At 42.9% G+C, this 16,906-nt stretch carries 11 protein-coding genes; 9 read left to right on the top strand and 2 right to left on the bottom strand.

The window, feature by feature from the left end:
• Positions 1-17: 17 nt before the first annotated feature.
• Positions 18-875 (bottom strand): chromate resistance protein ChrB domain-containing protein, encoded by an 858-nt coding sequence (locus tag AC57BQ_RS20950; RefSeq protein WP_496408112.1) that lies wholly within the window; start codon positions 873-875, stop codon positions 18-20.
• A gap of 845 nt (positions 876-1,720) precedes the next feature.
• On the opposite strand from AC57BQ_RS20950, the gene rplM reads away from it, so the two are divergent.
• From rplM to pyrH, 6 genes are all read left to right on the top strand, one after another.
• The gene (gene rplM, locus AC57BQ_RS20945) at positions 1,721-2,158 is read left to right on the top strand and encodes a 50S ribosomal protein L13 (protein ID WP_076371735.1); all 438 of its coding nucleotides are present in this window, start codon (positions 1,721-1,723) and stop codon (positions 2,156-2,158) included.
• Between the two features lie 26 nt (positions 2,159-2,184).
• Positions 2,185-2,571: a 30S ribosomal protein S9 gene (rpsI, locus tag AC57BQ_RS20940; RefSeq protein WP_090469926.1), complete on the top strand. Its 387-nt coding sequence runs from the start codon at positions 2,185-2,187 to the stop codon at positions 2,569-2,571.
• 18 nt (positions 2,572-2,589) lie between these two features.
• Positions 2,590-3,450, top strand: coding sequence for a 30S ribosomal protein S2 (gene rpsB, locus AC57BQ_RS20935; protein ID WP_090469929.1), 861 nt, complete (start codon positions 2,590-2,592; stop codon positions 3,448-3,450).
• Positions 3,451-3,612: 162 nt separating this feature from the next.
• Entirely contained in the window at positions 3,613-4,464 is an 852-nt protein-coding gene (gene tsf, locus AC57BQ_RS20930) for a translation elongation factor Ts (protein WP_496408111.1), read from the top strand.
• 179 nt (positions 4,465-4,643) lie between these two features.
• Positions 4,644-5,765, top strand: a complete 1,122-nt coding sequence (gene nagA, locus AC57BQ_RS20925) for an N-acetylglucosamine-6-phosphate deacetylase (RefSeq protein WP_496408110.1) — start codon at positions 4,644-4,646, stop codon at positions 5,763-5,765.
• A 141-nt stretch (positions 5,766-5,906) separates the two neighbouring features.
• The gene (pyrH, locus tag AC57BQ_RS20920; RefSeq protein WP_090469938.1) at positions 5,907-6,611 is read left to right on the top strand and encodes a UMP kinase; all 705 of its coding nucleotides are present in this window, start codon (positions 5,907-5,909) and stop codon (positions 6,609-6,611) included.
• A 180-nt stretch (positions 6,612-6,791) separates the two neighbouring features.
• Here the strand turns inward: pyrH and AC57BQ_RS20915 are convergent, their stop codons facing one another.
• A complete protein-coding gene (locus AC57BQ_RS20915) occupies positions 6,792-9,293 on the bottom strand; it encodes a M1 family aminopeptidase (RefSeq protein WP_496408109.1) in 2,502 nt (833 codons plus the stop codon).
• A gap of 283 nt (positions 9,294-9,576) precedes the next feature.
• On the opposite strand from AC57BQ_RS20915, the gene AC57BQ_RS20910 reads away from it, so the two are divergent.
• From AC57BQ_RS20910 to AC57BQ_RS20900, 3 genes are all read left to right on the top strand, one after another.
• Positions 9,577-11,949, top strand: coding sequence for an ABC transporter permease (locus AC57BQ_RS20910; RefSeq protein WP_496408108.1), 2,373 nt, complete (start codon positions 9,577-9,579; stop codon positions 11,947-11,949).
• Between the two features lie 99 nt (positions 11,950-12,048).
• Positions 12,049-14,436, top strand: coding sequence for an ABC transporter permease (locus tag AC57BQ_RS20905; protein WP_496408107.1), 2,388 nt, complete (start codon positions 12,049-12,051; stop codon positions 14,434-14,436).
• Positions 14,437-14,505: 69 nt separating this feature from the next.
• The gene (locus AC57BQ_RS20900) at positions 14,506-16,887 is read left to right on the top strand and encodes an ABC transporter permease (RefSeq protein WP_496408106.1); all 2,382 of its coding nucleotides are present in this window, start codon (positions 14,506-14,508) and stop codon (positions 16,885-16,887) included.
• Positions 16,888-16,906: the final 19 nt, after the last annotated feature.

Raw genomic sequence — 16,906 nt, 5'->3', positions numbered from 1 at the left:
AAATTGTATGGATTTGACTATTTGGTATCCTTTTTACTTTTACCACTATTCCTTTTGTAAACGGAAGGGTTTTCGCCGGTCTGCTTTTTAAATATCCGGGTAAAATGGCTCTGATCGGAAAAGCCGGTGAGGTACGCAATCTCTGTCAGTGAATAATGAGTGGTATCCATTAAGCTTTTGGCTTTGTCAATACGCAGCTTGCGGATATAATCACCAAAGGAAAGGTCATTAAAATATTTGGAGAACTCACGTGACAAGTAGGCCGGGTTGATCTCCAATTCATCAGATAGCTGTTGCAGACTCAGGGTCATATTGGTATCCAGCTGATCCTGGATCATCTCTTTCAGTTCTTTAGCCCATTCAGGTGCTTTTTTAGAACTGCTTTGTTTGATATACTTATTGAATACTTCGAGCAGCATTTGCTCAACCGGGCCTGCCTGTGTATGTTTTAGTTGGTGCAGGTGTTTGGCCCAACTGTACAATCCATCATAAATGGTCATCCCCAATTCCAGCAGTTCCTGGTCGTTCTTAATATTGTAAGCTAAACCCGAAAAGATCGCTTCCAGTCCCGCAGATTGCGGCGCAAAATCATGGCGGTCGGTATCCGCGCCCCTAACAATAGCGGCTATCCTGTTTAATGCCGCGTCTTTAAGCTGATGCTTTTTAATAAAGTAGTCGAAAGTACATTGATCTTCGTAATGGGTGTATTCCACATTAGGGAGGTCAAAAGGAGTTGCACCCAACTCATTGGCCTTTAGCAATACCTGGTCAAACGGCACAAAAATGATCTCTGCTTCGGCATCAATAAAGCGCCTGATCAGCCAGGGACAGGCGATGCGGTCGATCTTCGGGCGTTCACGGGTGATCCATTTCATTTGTTACAATATTAGCTATAAATGTAATCTTTTATGCAGGCATTTGTCTGTGAGGGCACAGACAACGGGGTAAAGACGTCATTGCGAGGAACGAAGCAATCTCTAAACGGTACAGAGTTGCTTTGCCGGGCGTATACCCGCTCTTGGCCGCGGGAGGGCCAGTTACTTTTTCTTGATAAAAAGTAACCAAAAATCAAGTCAGCAGAAATGCTTCTTTGCGCTCCCGGCCTTTGCCCTGCAAACCGAACAGAACCACGGGCTGCAATTATTTTGCCCAACTTCGTTCGCACATTTCCCTAAACTTCAGCAAAAACTTGCTATGCCCCTGCAACCGCACAATCCACCATTGTTCTGCCCGCTTTCGCCCGAAGCTGTTCTGCTGACGGGAAAAGATAAAAGAAATCATGTAAATCCCTTAACTGCGAAGCACTCTTGAACACCAATGAAGAGAGTAATTTGTGAAAAATCCTTAAAATCAAGGTTCAGACAAACCCCGCGTTAGGGATAGCAGCGGATACCGGCCTGTGGCTAATGCCTGTGCAGTATGAGCGGATAGCCCGGGCCGCAGGCAACGCCCTGATCTGAACCCAGGTTAAACAAATTAATTAAATTTCTTTTTTACTAAAATTCTACCTATTCCGTTCAGGCGATATCAGGCTTATTCTATAATCTTAAAGAAGTAAATCTCCATACTCCCACGCCTAAAAATCAAAGTTCAGACAATACATTAATTACCATTGCAATATTTTCCTCAAAACCATTTGTAAATAACATAAATAGCTGTATCTTTGCAGTCCCGAAAATGCGGGGTATAATAAACGTTTAAACAATTTAATTTAAAGCAAGTGAATACGTTAAGTTACAAAACTGTCTCAGCCAACAAAAAAACCGTTAACAAACAATGGGTTGTTGTTGACGCACAAGGCGAGATTTTGGGGCGCTTGTCTACGAAGATCGCAATGATCATCCGTGGAAAAACCAAGCCAGATTTCACCCCGAACGTAGACTGCGGTGATAATGTAATAGTTATCAATGCAGACAAGGTAAAGTTGACCGGAAACAAATTCAGCGCAAAGCAATATGTTTCTTACACTGGTTATCCAGGTGGTCAGCGTTTCATTTCTCCTAAGGAGTTAATGGCAAAACATCCAACACGCGTAATTGAAAAAGCCGTGCGTGGTATGTTACCTAAAAGTCGTTTGGGTAAAGCATTATTTGGTAATCTGTATGTATATGCAGGTTCTGAGCATCCTCATGCAGCACAAAACCCAACAACCATTTAACTTTTTATTTTTAAAGGAGAAAAAAAATGCCAACAACTAACACTTCAGGCAGAAGAAAAACAGCCGTTGCCCGCATCTACCTTTCAGAAGGAAATGGTGCGATCATCGTAAACGGTAAAGATTACAAAGAGTACTTCCCAACATTGCCATTACAATACATCGTTACTCAGAGCACTGAGGTTTCTGGTTCAACCGGAAAATTTGATGTTAAAGTAAATGTTGCAGGTGGTGGTATTAAAGGACAGGCAGAAGCCGTTCGTTTAGCCATTGCTAAAGCCATTGTTGAACTGGATCCTGAAAAGAAACCAGCACTACGCGCTAAAGGTATAATGACACGTGATGACCGTATGGTTGAGCGTAAAAAACCAGGTCGTAAGAAAGCACGTAAGAGATTCCAATTCAGTAAACGTTAATCAAAGGAGGACAACAAAATGGCAAGAACAACATATCAGGATTTACTGGATGCAGGTGTACACTTTGGTCACCTTACCCGTAAATGGGATCCGAAAATGTCACAGTACATTTTCATGGAGCGCAACGGTATCCACATTATCGATTTAAACAAAACCTTAACTAAGGTTGAAGAAGCTGCTGCAGCTATAAAACAAATTGTAAAATCAGGCCGTAAGGTATTATTCGTAGCTACAAAGAAACAAGCGAAAGATATTGTTGCCGATTATGCAAAAACCGTAAACATGCCATACATCACCGAGCGTTGGTTAGGTGGTATGTTAACTAACTTTGCAACTGTACGTAAGTCGATCAAAAAGATGTCAAACATCGATAAATTGACTAAAGACGGTACTTACAGCAACCTTTCTAAAAAAGAACGTCTGATGATTCAGCGTGAGCGTATCAAATTAGAAACCCTTTTAGGTGGTATCTCTGATTTGAACCGTTTACCTGCAGCATTATTCCTGATCGACGTTAAGAAAGAGCACATTGCGGTTTCTGAAGCATTAAAGTTGAACATCCCTACATTTGCTATGGTTGATACCAACTCTGATCCTTCAAACATCGATTTCCCGATCCCTGCGAATGACGATGCTACCAAATCAATTTCATTGATCACCAGCATTATCATCAAAGCTATCGAAGAAGGTTTGGATGAACGCAAACGCGAAAAAGAAGACGAAGCTGAAAAAGAAGCAGCTGTTGCTAAAGCAAAAGCTGATGCTCCTGAAGTAGCTGACAGAGCCGAAGGTGCTAAAAGGACCCGCAAAACTGCTGAAGTAGCAGACGTTGTGGCCGATACTGACGCCGAAGCTCCTGCTGCCGAAACAGAAGAGTAATAGAAATTAAGTGTGGGTTGTAAGTTGTGGGTTATAAGTTCTTCTTGTAATTACAATTTACAGCCCATAGTTTTAATATTAAAAATAGTTGCAGGTTATACAGGCCAGCTAATTTTGGCCCAAACACATAACCGATAACATAAAACTTAAAATTCAAAAAACATGTCTACAGTACAAATATCTGCAGCCGACGTAAACAAACTGCGCCAGCAAACTGGTGCCGGTATGATGGATTGCAAAAAAGCATTAACCGAAACTAACGGTGATTTTGAAGCAGCTATCGATTTTTTAAGAAAAAAAGGTGCTAAAGTTGCAGCAAGCCGTCAGGACAGAGAATCAAACGAAGGTGTTGTTATTTCACGCACTTCTGCTGATGGTAAAACCGGTGTAATTATTGAATTGAACTGCGAAACTGATTTCGTGGCTAAAAATGCTGAGTTTATTGCTTTTGCAAATGAAATTGCAAACAAAGCGGTTGAAAACCAGCCAAAAAGCATCGAAGAGCTTTATGCTCTTTCTATAGATGTTGATGCTACTACCACTACTATTGGTGAAGCGGTTATTGACAAAACCGGTAAAATCGGTGAAAAGATCGGTGTATCTAAATTAGAAGTTATTAACGGCGAAAAAGTTATCGCTTATGTACACGGTAACTTCCGTTTAGGTGTATTGGTTGCTTTAAATTCAAACCCGGCAGGTGCCGACGAGGCAGGTAAAGACGTAGCAATGCAAATTGCTGCCATGAACCCAATCGCGGTTGATAAAGACGGTGTTGATGCTACTACTGTTGAGCGCGAATTAGAGATCGCTAAAGATCAGATCCGTGCAGAAGGCAAACCAGAAGAAATGGTTGAAAAAATCTCTTTAGGTAAGCTGAACAAATTCTACAAAGACTCAACCCTGTTAAACCAGGAGTTTGTAAAAGATTCTTCAAAAAGCGTTGCTCAATTCCTGAGCACTGTTGAAAAGGGGTTAACAGTAACCGCCTTTAAGCGAGTAGCTTTAGGAGCTTAAATATTTTATCCCCCTCGTTTTAACGAGGGGGATTTTTTTTGCAATAAAAATCCGCGCGTCATTGCGAGGTACGAAGCAATCTCTATGCTTTACAGAGGAAATATGCACATTTGATTTGCCTACGTAGAGATTGCTTCGTACCTCGCAATGACGGTTTGGTGAAATAAAATATCATTACCATGATAACAGCGCTTCACAATCTTAAATTGATTTCTGGTGGCCAGATCACCGAAGGTAAAGCCATTTTAATTTCCGATGGCCAGATCGTTGATGTAATAGCCGATACGGCCATCCCGCAGGATGCTGTAAAAAAGGATCTGCAGGAGAACTATCTTGCTCCGGGATTTATCGACCTGCAGATATACGGCAGTGGCGGTCAGCTGTTTGCCGGTAAACCTACAGTTGAGGCGCTTGCCCAATTGGAAAACGATCTGCTGAACCAGGGAACTATCGGGGTATTTGCCACCATAGGTACCAATACCAATGATATTGTGGAAGCCGGGATAGATGCTGCCAAAATATACCGTGCGCAAAGTAAAGGCGCTTTCTGGGGACTTCATTTGGAAGGACCTTACCTGAATCCGGCAAAAAAAGGAGCGCATCCCGAAAAATTCATCAAGAAAGCTACGCTGGCCGAAGTGAAGGGCTGGTTGGAACGTGCCGATGGTGTGATAAAAATGATCACCATAGCGCCCGAGCTGCAGGATCAGGAAGTAATTGATTACCTGTTTAACCAGGGCATTATTATTTCATCGGGCCATAGCAATGCTACTTATGCCGAAGGTAAATCGTTTTTAAATAAGCCGGTACAGGCAGTAACCCACCTGTTTAACGCTATGCCGCAAATGCATCACCGTGAACCGGGTTACATCCCCGCTATTTTTGAAGAGCAGCCGTATACCAGTGTGGTAGCCGATGGCATCCATGTTGATTTTGCCATGATCCGTTTGGCTAAACGTGAACTGGGCGATAAGCTTTTTTTAATAACGGATGCCGTTACCTCCACCAAAGAAGGAGCCTATCAGCATGAATTAAGGGGCGATAGATATACGATGCCAGATGGCACGCTGTCTGGCTCTACCTTAACCATGCTAAAGGCGGTTGAAAACTGTGTAAAAAAAGTAGGTATCGATTTGGCTGAGGCGGTAAATATGGCATCCTTATATCCGGCGGAATTAGCCAAACAAACAAAAAAAGGTAAAATTGAGAAAAACTTTGATGCCGATTTGGTTGTTTTTGATGCGGATTTTGAAGTAAAAGCCACCATATTAAAAGGTGATTTTTTAACAAAGACAACATAAAATTTTAACACTGGCTTTTATTCTTTATTTTTGCCGAACTACCCATTATATGAACAGAGCTTTATCAATTCATGATATAAACGCAAGCAAGTTCTGTCTATTCCTATTACATCTATTTCTATTCATAACAAACCACACCAGATGAAGTACAAAAGAATCTTACTCAAACTTTCGGGCGAATCGCTGATGGGCGCAAGGCAATATGGTATTGATAACAACCAGGTATTGCAATATGCCCATGACATTAAAAACGTATATGATGCAGGTATTGAAATTGCGATTGTTGTTGGTGGCGGTAATATTTTCAGGGGATTAAGTGCCGAGAAATCGGGTATGGAACGTGCCCAGGCCGATTATATGGGTATGCTGGCCACCGTAATTAACTGTATGGCGCTGCAAAACGCGCTGGAAAGTATTGGTGTAGAGACACGCCTGCAATCGGCCATTAAAATGGAGCAGATCTGTGAGCCTTACATCCGCCGCCGTGCTATGCACCATTTAGAGGTAGGCAAAATTGTGATATTTGGCGCCGGTACCGGTAATCCATATTTTACTACTGATACAGCCGCATCATTGCGCGCTATTGAAATTAAAGCCGATGTGGTATTGAAAGGTACCCGCGTGGATGGCATTTATACTGCAGATCCGGAGAAAGATCCATCGGCTACACGTTACGACGAGATATCGTTCCAGGAAGTTTATGATAAAGGTCTGAACGTGATGGACATGACCGCCATAACCCTTTGCCGTGAAAATAAACTACCGATCATTGTGTTTGATATGAACCAATCCGGCAATTTCATGAAAATAGCCCAGGGCGAAGCGGTAGGTACACTGGTACACTAAATATAATTCCAACAAGAGCATTCCTTTCCGCGCGTCATTGCGAGTTACGAAGCAATCCCTAACTGTACAGAGCGGCTCTGCTTATCGGGGATTGCCACGCTGCGCTCGCAATGACGTGGGGGATGAAACAACAAAAAAGGCCGCTATTTATAGCGGCCTTTTTCGTAAATAGCATTTAAATTATTTGGTGTCTGGAGCAAGTTCCTTAGCTGCGTTATCCGCAGCTGTTGCCGACGCAGCGTCATTTAATTGTGTGCGTTGTGTTTTGATAGTTTGCATTGTGGTAGCTATAAATTTGTCAGCACCGTACATTTTATATTTAATACCAAACTCTTTAAGTTCAGCAATACCCTGTTGGGCATATTCCGGTTTTTCAACCCTGCCGGTCATTTCGGCAAGTACCCGAACGCTGTTGAACTTGTTTTGTAGAGTAGCATTTTTAAAGGTATCAAATACGTAAGGCCACTCGGCTGTTCCTCCTTTTGTCGCGTACAGGCTAAATATAGCGGTGGTTAAAGCGCCTTTATTGTCCTTTTCAAGCGCTTTGGCTTGTTTCAACGCGTCGGTTGCATCTACCTGGCTAAGGGCTGTTAAAGCTGCTCCCTGCACCGCGTATGATTCGCTGTTAAGTGCTTGTTTAAATAAGGTTGAATTACCCGAAGCGTTAAGCTTGCCTAAAGCGGTGATGGCCGCTGCTTTAGCCAGTGTATTACCATCGGTTTGCGCCAGTGAAGCCAGTATAGGCTGTGCCGCCGTACGAATATCCTCATTGGTAAGGTTTAATGCTTTAATGGCTTTGATGCGCAAACCATAGTATTTATCTTTTAAAGCAGCTATGATAATTTTTTGATTAGCTTTTTCCTTTTGATTGGCAGCTGCTGCTTCAATGGCCTCATACCTGTCCATATACAATGGCCCATTAAAGTACTGGTAGGAGAACTCCTCTATGCTCTTATTATCGGTTTTTTTGGCCAGCAAAATTTTATCACCATCCACATTTACCAGATCGGGTTTGGTAGCTACATGGAAAGTTAAGGTATCGGCCTTATCATTCATCCAAACTTTATGACGTTCTTTTTTACCACCGGCATAAATATCAATGGCCATAGGCAATTTAAAGGTTTGGCCATCCTGGTTTTGCTGCAGGTAAACGGTTTGGGTTTTAGTGGCATCATCCCATTTATAACTGATATTTAAAATGGGGTGGCCAGCGCCATAATACCATTGGTTAAAGTACCAGTTCAGGTCTAAACCGCTGGCTTCTTCCAGCGCCAAACGTAATTGCTGGGCTTCGCCGTTTTTGAAGGCATTTGTTTTCAAGTAAATACCCAGTCCTTTAAAAAACGCGGCATCCCCCAGATAGTTACGCAGCATGTTTAAAATACGACCGCCCTTTTGGTAGGTAACTACATCAAAAACATCTTCCTTGTCGTCATAATGAAAACGTACCAGGTCTTTGGTTTTGGCATCAGGCGATCTGAAATAGCTCAGCATATCATCATGGTTATGCTCGTCGCCGGCATCTTTACCATATTTATGCTCGGCCCAAATGGTTTCGCTAAAGTTGGCGAATGACTCGTTCACGGTCAGGTTGCTCCAGCTCTCGGCGGTCACATAATCGCCAAACCACTGGTGAAAAAGCTCATGTACAATGGTACTGCGGCCGTTGTTGTAATAAGCGTCAAGCAGCTCGCGGTGCGTACCCTGTACGTATTCGCCGTGTAAAGTAGCCGTGGTATTTTCCATGGCGCCGCTTACATAATCGCGTACTACGATCTGCGCGTATTTGTTCCATGGATAATCAACGCCTAAAGTTTTAGAGTAAAACTCGATCACCTCAGGTGTAAATCCGAATATTTCTTTGGCGTAAGGGGCGTATTTAGGCTCCAGGTAATAGTTTACCTCTTTGTTGCGCCATTTGTCTTTATAGATCTTGAAATCGCCAACGGCCATCATAAACAGGTATGGCGAGTGTGGCAGGTCCATTTTCCAATAATCGGTACGGGTGCCATCGGCGTTGGTTTTTTGCGATACCAGTTTTCCGTTTGATAACGTAACGTACTTAGAGGGTACGGTCATGGTGATCTCTTCGGTAGTTTTTTGACTTGGTTTATCAATGGTTGGGAACCAGGCCGATGAGCTTTCGGTTTCACCTTGAGTCCAAACCTGTGTTGGTTTATCCTTTTCGGTACCGTCGGGGTTTATAAAATATAAACCCTTGGCATCGTTTATGGCGGCGCTACCTTTTGATTTTAACTCGTTTGGCTTGGCGGTGTAATCAATGTAAATGGTATAGCTTTCGCTGTTATGGTAAACCTTATCCAGCTTTATAGCTACCGAAAGGCTGTCCTGGTAAGTAAATTTCAGGGGGATATTCTTACCATTTTTTACTACTGATATATTTTTAAGATCCATGCCTTTGGCATCAAGCCTTAAGCTGTCGGTCGGGTAAAAATGGGGCTTTAAGGTGACCCACTCTTTGCCGTATAGGTAACGTTTCTTATAGTCAAAACGCACATCAAGTTTGGTGTGTATCAGGTCGTTAACCTTGGTGGGTACCGCACGGTAAATTTTCATTTCCGGATCGTCCGGTTTCGGCGCCTGCTGCGCGTACGATGAGGTAAGGGCTGCCGTTAGCGCACAAGATAACAACAGTGTTGAAATTGGTTTCAGATCAGTCATATAACAATATTAGTATTTTGTCTTCAAATAAAGTATAAAATGAGGGAGTAATTAAAAGGGATACGCCATCAGCTTATTAAGTAGCTATGACGTTTTATCCGCACTATATGTTACGACAGATAAAATTTATTTCGGTATATACCCGCATAAAAGCGAACACCATCTGTACGGATTCGAACAGTGTAAGTTGGTTTTATTGTTTAACTGATTGATTTTTAGTTTGTTAAATAAATGGCACAATATTTTATCCTAAGTGGTGGACGCAACAATACAAGCTTTTAATATGATCAAGAACTATTTAAAAATTGCCTGGCGTAATCTGCTCAGAAACAAGGCACATACATTTATAAACATAGCTGGTCTTTCCATTGGTTTGGCTTGTAGCCTGCTTATTATGCTGTGGGTGCAAAATGAGTTAAGTGTTGATGCTTTTCATAAAAATAAATCGCGCTTGTATAATGTATATGAGCGCCGGTATTTTGACCATAAAATTTCGGGGCAATACCGTACCCCGGGCATTTTGGCCGATGAAATGAAAAAGGTGCTCCCGCAGGTTGAGTATGCGGTTAATGCCAGCTATTACGAACGCGGTACCTTTAGGGCTGGCGATAAAGTATTAAAACTGGATGGCGCCGCCGCCGGTGCCGATTTTTTTAAAATGTTCAGCTATCCGCTTTTACAGGGTAATGCTCAGGCAGCTTTAAATTCACCGCTTAGTTTAGCTATATCGCGTAAAATGGCCCGCGACTTTTTCGGTAGCTCCGAGGCGGCTATAGGTAAAACCATCCGTTATGAAAATAAAAAGGACTTTAAAGTAACCGCGGTATTTGATGATGTGCCCTCCAACGCTTCCAATAAATTTGAATATGTAATGAACTGGTACACTTTCCTTGAGGAAAACCCCAGTTCAAAAGACTGGAACAATAACGGACCTTATACCAGTATTATGCTCCGCGCTGACGCCGATCCTGCTTTGTTTGAAAAAAAGATAACGCACTTTCTGGATAACTATAACAAGGACCAAAAGAAAGGCTCTTTTACGGTTGATCTGGCTATACAGCGGCACGACCAGGAGTATCTTCACGGCACTTTTGAAGATGGTAAACTGGGTGCAGGCCGTATTGAATATGTAAACCTGTTTAGTATTGTGGCTATTTTTATTTTATTGATAGCCTGTATCAATTTTATGAACCTGACCACGGCGCGGTCTGTAAAAAGGGCCCGGGAAATAGGCGTACGGAAAGTAGTGGGTGCATTACGGTCAGTACTGATCAAACAATTCATCGGAGAATCATTATTTGTTACTACGCTTGCAGTAGCTATTTCCTTAATGTTATTGGTTTTGCTGTTGCCTTTATTTAACCAGGTAACCCAAAAACAAATTGAACTGCCATTTGATCAAGCCGGATTTTGGCTAAAAGTTATATCACTTACACTTATTACCGGCCTCATTTCAGGTAGCTATCCTGCCCTGTTCCTGTCGTCATTTAATCCGGTTACGGTTTTAAAGGGGACTCTTAAACTGGAGGCTGGTACAACCTTGTTTCGCAAAGGGTTGGTGGTGTTTCAGTTTGTGCTTTCTGTAGTGCTGGTAACCGCTACCATTGTGGTGGCCCGGCAAATGAACTTTATTCAATCGCGTAATTTAGGTTATGATCGGGAAAACCTCATTTTTATACCGGTAGATGGTGAGCTTTCCGCACGATATGATCTGTTTAAACAGGAAGCTTTAAAAATGCCGGGAATCCAGGCGGTCAGCGTCTCGGGCGCGAGACCTACGCAAATGACCAGTGGGACAGTTGGTGTTGATTGGACCGGGAAAGACCCCGATCTCCGGATCAGGTTTAACCAAAGCGCTGTTGGTTATGATTATATAAGTACACTAAAATTAAATATGGCGGCCGGGCGCGATTTCTCCAAAGATTTCCCTACAGATACTGCCGGCTACATAATCAACGAAACGGCTTTAAAAAGAATAGGCTACACCAATCCTATTGGTAAATCATTAACCTTATGGGATAATAAAGGTACGATCATTGGTGTGGTGAAGGATTTTCATTTCGATTCCATGCATGAGCAGATTAATCCTTTGATCATCTGGCTGGGTAAAAGCGGTAATTATGGTAATTTACTTATCCGTACGGAGCCGGGTAAAACCAAACAGGCCCTGGCCAGCCTGGAAACGCTGTGCAAACAGATCAACCCGGCATTTCCGTTCACTTATTATTTTTCTGACGAGGAATATCAGAAATTGTACCGTAGTGAGCAGATAGTAGGTAAGCTGGCCAACGCGTTTGCTTTCCTGGCTATTTTTATTTCGTGCCTGGGGCTTTTAGGCTTAGCTATGTTTACTGCCGAGCAGCGGGTAAAAGAGATCGGTATCCGCAAGGTATTAGGCGCCAGTGTTGGGTCACTTTTCAACCTGTTATCATCTGAATTTTTGGTACTGGTATTCATTGCCCTGGTCATTGCTTCGCCTATAGCCTGGTACGCCATGAACAAATGGCTGCAGGGTTTTGCGTATCACACGAGTATTCAATGGTGGATGATTGCGCTTTCCGGAGGGATGATCATAGTGATAGCACTGGTAACGGTAAGCTTCCAGGCTGCCAAAACAGCGCTGATTAATCCGGTTAAGAGTTTAAGGAGCGAGTAATAAGCTAAAAGCGGAAGGCATAAAGCCGAAAGCAATAAATTTGATATATTAAAAAGCTTTAGGCTTTGTGCCTTTAGCTTTTAGCTAAAAGTACAGATCATGATCAGGAATTATTTAAAAATTGCATGGCGTAATTTGCTTAAAAACAAGGCGCATACTTTTATTAATGTAGTTGGTCTTTCGGTTGGTATGGCAGTGGCCATGCTCATCGGTCTTTGGATATGGGACGAGCTGTCATACGACAAGTATTTTAAAAACTATGACCGGCTGGTACAGGTTATGCAGCATCAAACCTTTAATGGTAATGTAGGCACGCAATCGGATATACCTATGCCGTTGGGTTATAAACTGCGGGATGACTATAAAAATGATTTTAAGTATGTGGTACTATCAACCTGGACAAGCCCGCACATCCTCGCATTCGGTGATAAAAAACTAACCCAACAGGGAAACTATATGCAGGCCGAAGCGCCAGACCTGTTCACTTTAAAAATGATCAAAGGCACACGGTCGGGGCTAAAAGATCCATCATCTGTTATGCTCTCTGCATCACTGGCTAAGGCCCTTTTTGGTGATACTGATCCCATGTTTAAAGCCTTAAAGATCGACAATAAATGGAACGTTAAGGTTACCGGGGTTTACGAAGATCTGTCGCATAATAACAGCTTAGCTGAAATTGCATTTATTGCACCCTGGGATCTGTACATGACTACTCATGTAAAAACAAACATTACAAACTGGGGTAATAATTCATGGCAGCTATTTGCGCAGCTAAGCCCCAATGCAGATATAAACAAGGTATCTGCCAAAATAAAAGATTTGAAAATGATTGCTTTTGCTGCTCAGGACAATAAGCTGGGCTTATCTTTTAAGCCAGCTGTGTTTTTGTACCCGATAAGCAAATGGCATTTATACTCGGAGTTTAAGAATGGTGTAAATACCGGGGGGGCTATACAATTTGTATGGATGTTTGGCATTATTGGCGTATTTGTACTGCTGCTGGCCTGTATCAATTTTATGAACCTGAGTACAGCCCGGTCAGAAAAACGGGCTAAGGAAGTGGGTATACGTAAAACGGTAGGATCGTTGCGCAGCCAGTTAATTAGTCAGTTTTTGGTAGAGTCGGTGCTGATCTCGGCATTTGCCTTCCTTTTTTCCATACTTCTTGTAGTGCTAATTTTACCCTGGTTTAATCAGGTAGCCAATAAAACCATGCAGGTATTATGGGCCAACCCGATGTTTTGGATACTGGGAATTGGCTTTAGCCTGGTAACCGGGCTCATAGCGGGGAGTTATCCCGCTTTTTATCTGTCATCATTTAAGCCTGTAAAAGTTTTGAAGGGCACATTTAAGGCCGGCAAGTTTGCAGCCTTGCCCCGCAAGGTACTGGTAGTTGTACAGTTTACGGTTTCTGTTACTCTAATTATAGGTACCCTTATTGTTTTCAGACAGGTGCAGTTCACCAAGAACAGGCCAATAGGCTATGACCGCACCGGTCTTATACAGCTGGAAATGAAAACGGATGCTATTCATCAGCACTTTACCGCGGTAAGGAATGACCTGCTGCAATCGGGGGCAATAGTTGAAATGGCTGAGTCTGATAGTCCGCTAACGGGAGTATATTCCAATAATAGTGGTCTTACCTGGAGGGATAAGGATCCTAATTTGCAGGATGATTTCGGCACTGTTCCGGTAAGTCCCGAATTTGGAAAAACAGCCGGTTGGAAGCTTACCAACGGGCGTGATTTTTCAAGGGATATTTCAACTGATTCATCGGGTATAGTGCTGAACGAAGCGGCTGTAAAATTCATGAACTTTAAACACCCGGTTGGCGAAACCATAAAATGGTACAAGGATTTTAAAGTTATAGGTGTAGTGAAGGATATGGTTATGTCATCACCCTATGAGCCTGTAAAACCAACTATATTTTATATAGCTCCCTACGCTCCTGGGATAGTTGATATCAAGCTTAACACAAGCAAAAGTGCCAGCGAGGCATTGCATAAAATTGAAGATGTATTTAAACAATATGACCCGGCGAGCCCTTTTGATTATAAATTTACAGATGAAGAGTACGCCCGAAAATTTGCTAACGAAGAGCGTGTAGGCAAACTGGCTGGTTTCTTTACCTTGTTGGCCATTTTCATCAGCTGTATGGGGCTGTTCGGTATGGCATCTTTTATGGCCGAGCAACGTACCAAAGAGATCGGTGTGCGCAAGGTGTTAGGTGCATCAGTATTTAGTTTATGGCGCTTAATGTCGCGCGATTTTGTATTGCTGGTAATTATAGCATTGTTTATAGCCACTCCTGTTGCTTACTATTTTATGCATGATTGGCTGCTGCATTATACTTACCGCGCCGCACTTTCCTGGTGGATATTTGCATTAACTGGTGCGGGGGCAATTATCATAACGTTATTAACCATAAGTTATCAAAGTATCAGGGCAGCGCTGGGTAACCCCATCAAAAGTTTAAGAAGCGAATAACAGCTAAAAGCCGAAGGCCTAAAGCTAAAAGCAAAATAAACGTATTACGTACAACATAAAACGTACAACATGTTAAAGAACTATTTAAAAATCGCGTGGAGAAATCTTATCAAAAATAAGGCTTCTTCTTTTATCAATGTCGGCGGGTTGGCTGTAGGGATGACCGTAGCCATGTTGATCGGGTTGTGGATATGGGATGAATTGTCATTTGATAAGTATCATCAAAATTATGATCGTGTAGCCACAGTAATGCAGCACGAGGTTTTTAATGGCAATATCAATACGGGGGCACCGATACCCCTGCCCCTGGATGCGGAGCTGCGCAAAAACTATGGAAGCGATTTTAAACATCTGGCCTTGTCATCATGGACAAACAGCCATATTTTAAATGTTGGTGATAAAAAGATCTCTTATAAAGGAAATTTTATGGGAGCAGAAGCCCCGGAAATATTTTCGCTCAGGATGCTGCATGGCTCACGTGGCGGATTAAAAGACCCATCTTCGATACTGATCTCCCAGTCGGTAGCCAAAGCATTGTTTGGCGATGCCGACCCCATGAACAAAGTGATCAGGCTGGATAATAAAGACGGCTTTAAAGTTTCGGGTGTTTATGAAGATCTGCCCAATAATACAACCTTTCACGATGTGGCATTTATTGGTCCATGGGAATATTATATCCATGCTCCGGGTAATGAAAGATCACCTACCGACTGGGGCGACAATTCCCTGCTCATGTATGTGCAGATAGCTGATCATGCGGATATGGCCAAAGTATCAGCAAAAATAAAAACCATCAAGCTCGATAAGCTGGAAAGAGAGGACAAGAAGTTTAATCCCCTGCTGTTTCTTCAACCCATGAGCAAATGGCATTTGTATTCAGAATTTAAAAACGGGGTTAATACGGGCGGTGCTATCCAATATGTATGGCTTTTCGGCATCATAGGCATATTTGTGTTACTGCTGGCCTGTATCAATTTTATGAACCTGAGCACGGCCCGCAGCGAAAAGAGAGCTAAGGAGGTAGGTATACGTAAAGCTGTAGGTTCATTACGCGGGCAACTAATCAAACAATTCTTCTGCGAGTCGTTCCTGATCGCCACGCTGGCCTTTGCGTTTTCGCTACTACTGCTTTGGCTGGCGATGCCCTGGTTTAATGATATAGCCGGTAAACAGATGGCTATTTTGTGGAACTCTCCGTTTTTTTGGCTGGCCTGTATAGGTTTTACCTTATTTACCGGGGTAATTGCCGGGCTTTACCCTGCCTTATATCTTTCTTCATTTAACCCGGTTAAAGTATTGAAAGGCACTTTTAAAGCGGGTCGTTTTGCAGCGCTTCCGCGTAAAGTGCTGGTGGTAACCCAGTTTACGGTATCCGTTATCCTGATCATCGGCACTATTATCGTTTTTAAACAGATACAGTTTGCTAAAAACCGCCCGGTAGGATATAGCCGGGACGGCCTGGTGGATATTGAAGTGACCAATGATGATCTGCATAAACATTTTGACGCGTTGCGGACCGATCTGCTCCAATCTGGAGCTGTAGCGGAGATAGCAGAATCAACCAGTTCAACCACCGGGGTAAACAACCACCGGGGCGATGTGAGCTGGAAAGGAAAAGATCCATCGATGACCTCCTTTTTTGGAAATATCAGCGTGAGCACAAACTATGGTAAAACTGTGGGCTGGCAATTTACAGATGGCAGGGATTTTTCGAGCCAGTCGGTTGCCGATTCCACAGCCATTGTATTGAATGAGGCTGCCGTAAAGTATATGGAACTGAAAAACCCTGTTGGTGAAATAGTGCGCGTAGGCAAGTGGGATATGACCGTAATTGGCGTAGTAAAAGATATGGTGATGGAATCGCCTTATGAGCCGGTTAAACAAAGTATCTTCCGCATGGGGCGTGGTGCCATGGATGATGTACTGATCAAGGTCAACCCTAAAATGAGCGCGCATGACGCGCTTGGCAAAATAGAAGCGATTTGTAAAACTTATTCACCCTCGGTTCCATTTTCGTATCGCTTTGCTGATGATGAATACGCCAGAAAATTTGCTACCGAAGAGCGTATAGGTAAGCTGGCAAGTTCTTTTGCCATGCTGGCTATTTTTATCAGCTGCCTGGGCCTGTTTGGCATGGCATCTTTTATGGCCGAGCAGCGGGTAAAGGAAATTGGTGTGCGCAAGGTATTGGGTGCAAGTGTTTTTGGCCTGTGGCGCTTAATGTCCAGAGATTTTGTATCGTTGATAATTATTGCATTGTTCATAGCCACCCCGGTTGCTTACTATTTTATGCACGGCTGGCTGCAGCACTACACTTACCGGGCCGAACTTTCCTGGTGGATATTTGCGCTAACCGGGGCGGGCGCAATTATTATAACATTGCTAACCATAAGCTACCAAAGTATCAGGGCAGCATTGGCTAACCCGGTAAAAAGCTTAAGGAGCGAGTAAGGGAATTTCGGATTTAGAA

This window comes from Mucilaginibacter sp. BGA-UO-ETr-C110 (genome assembly GCF_059567985.1).
Note: the sequence above shows the minus strand (reverse complement) of the source record. Positions and strands in the feature narration are given on the sequence as shown.

What these genes read in the sequence shown, in the direction of transcription:
- AC57BQ_RS20900 (WP_496408106.1), top strand. Translation starts at nt 14,506, where the DNA reads ATGTTAAAGAACTATTTAAAAATCGCGTGGAGAAATCTTATCAAAAAT.
- AC57BQ_RS20905 (WP_496408107.1), top strand. Translation starts at nt 12,049, where the DNA reads ATGATCAGGAATTATTTAAAAATTGCATGGCGTAATTTGCTTAAAAAC.
- tsf (WP_496408111.1), top strand. Translation starts at nt 3,613, where the DNA reads ATGTCTACAGTACAAATATCTGCAGCCGACGTAAACAAACTGCGCCAG.
- rpsI (WP_090469926.1), top strand. Translation starts at nt 2,185, where the DNA reads ATGCCAACAACTAACACTTCAGGCAGAAGAAAAACAGCCGTTGCCCGC.
- AC57BQ_RS20915 (WP_496408109.1), bottom strand. Translation starts at nt 9,293, where the DNA reads ATGACTGATCTGAAACCAATTTCAACACTGTTGTTATCTTGTGCGCTA.
- nagA (WP_496408110.1), top strand. Translation starts at nt 4,644, where the DNA reads ATGATAACAGCGCTTCACAATCTTAAATTGATTTCTGGTGGCCAGATC.
- AC57BQ_RS20950 (WP_496408112.1), bottom strand. Translation starts at nt 875, where the DNA reads ATGAAATGGATCACCCGTGAACGCCCGAAGATCGACCGCATCGCCTGT.
- pyrH (WP_090469938.1), top strand. Translation starts at nt 5,907, where the DNA reads ATGAAGTACAAAAGAATCTTACTCAAACTTTCGGGCGAATCGCTGATG.
- AC57BQ_RS20910 (WP_496408108.1), top strand. Translation starts at nt 9,577, where the DNA reads ATGATCAAGAACTATTTAAAAATTGCCTGGCGTAATCTGCTCAGAAAC.
- rpsB (WP_090469929.1), top strand. Translation starts at nt 2,590, where the DNA reads ATGGCAAGAACAACATATCAGGATTTACTGGATGCAGGTGTACACTTT.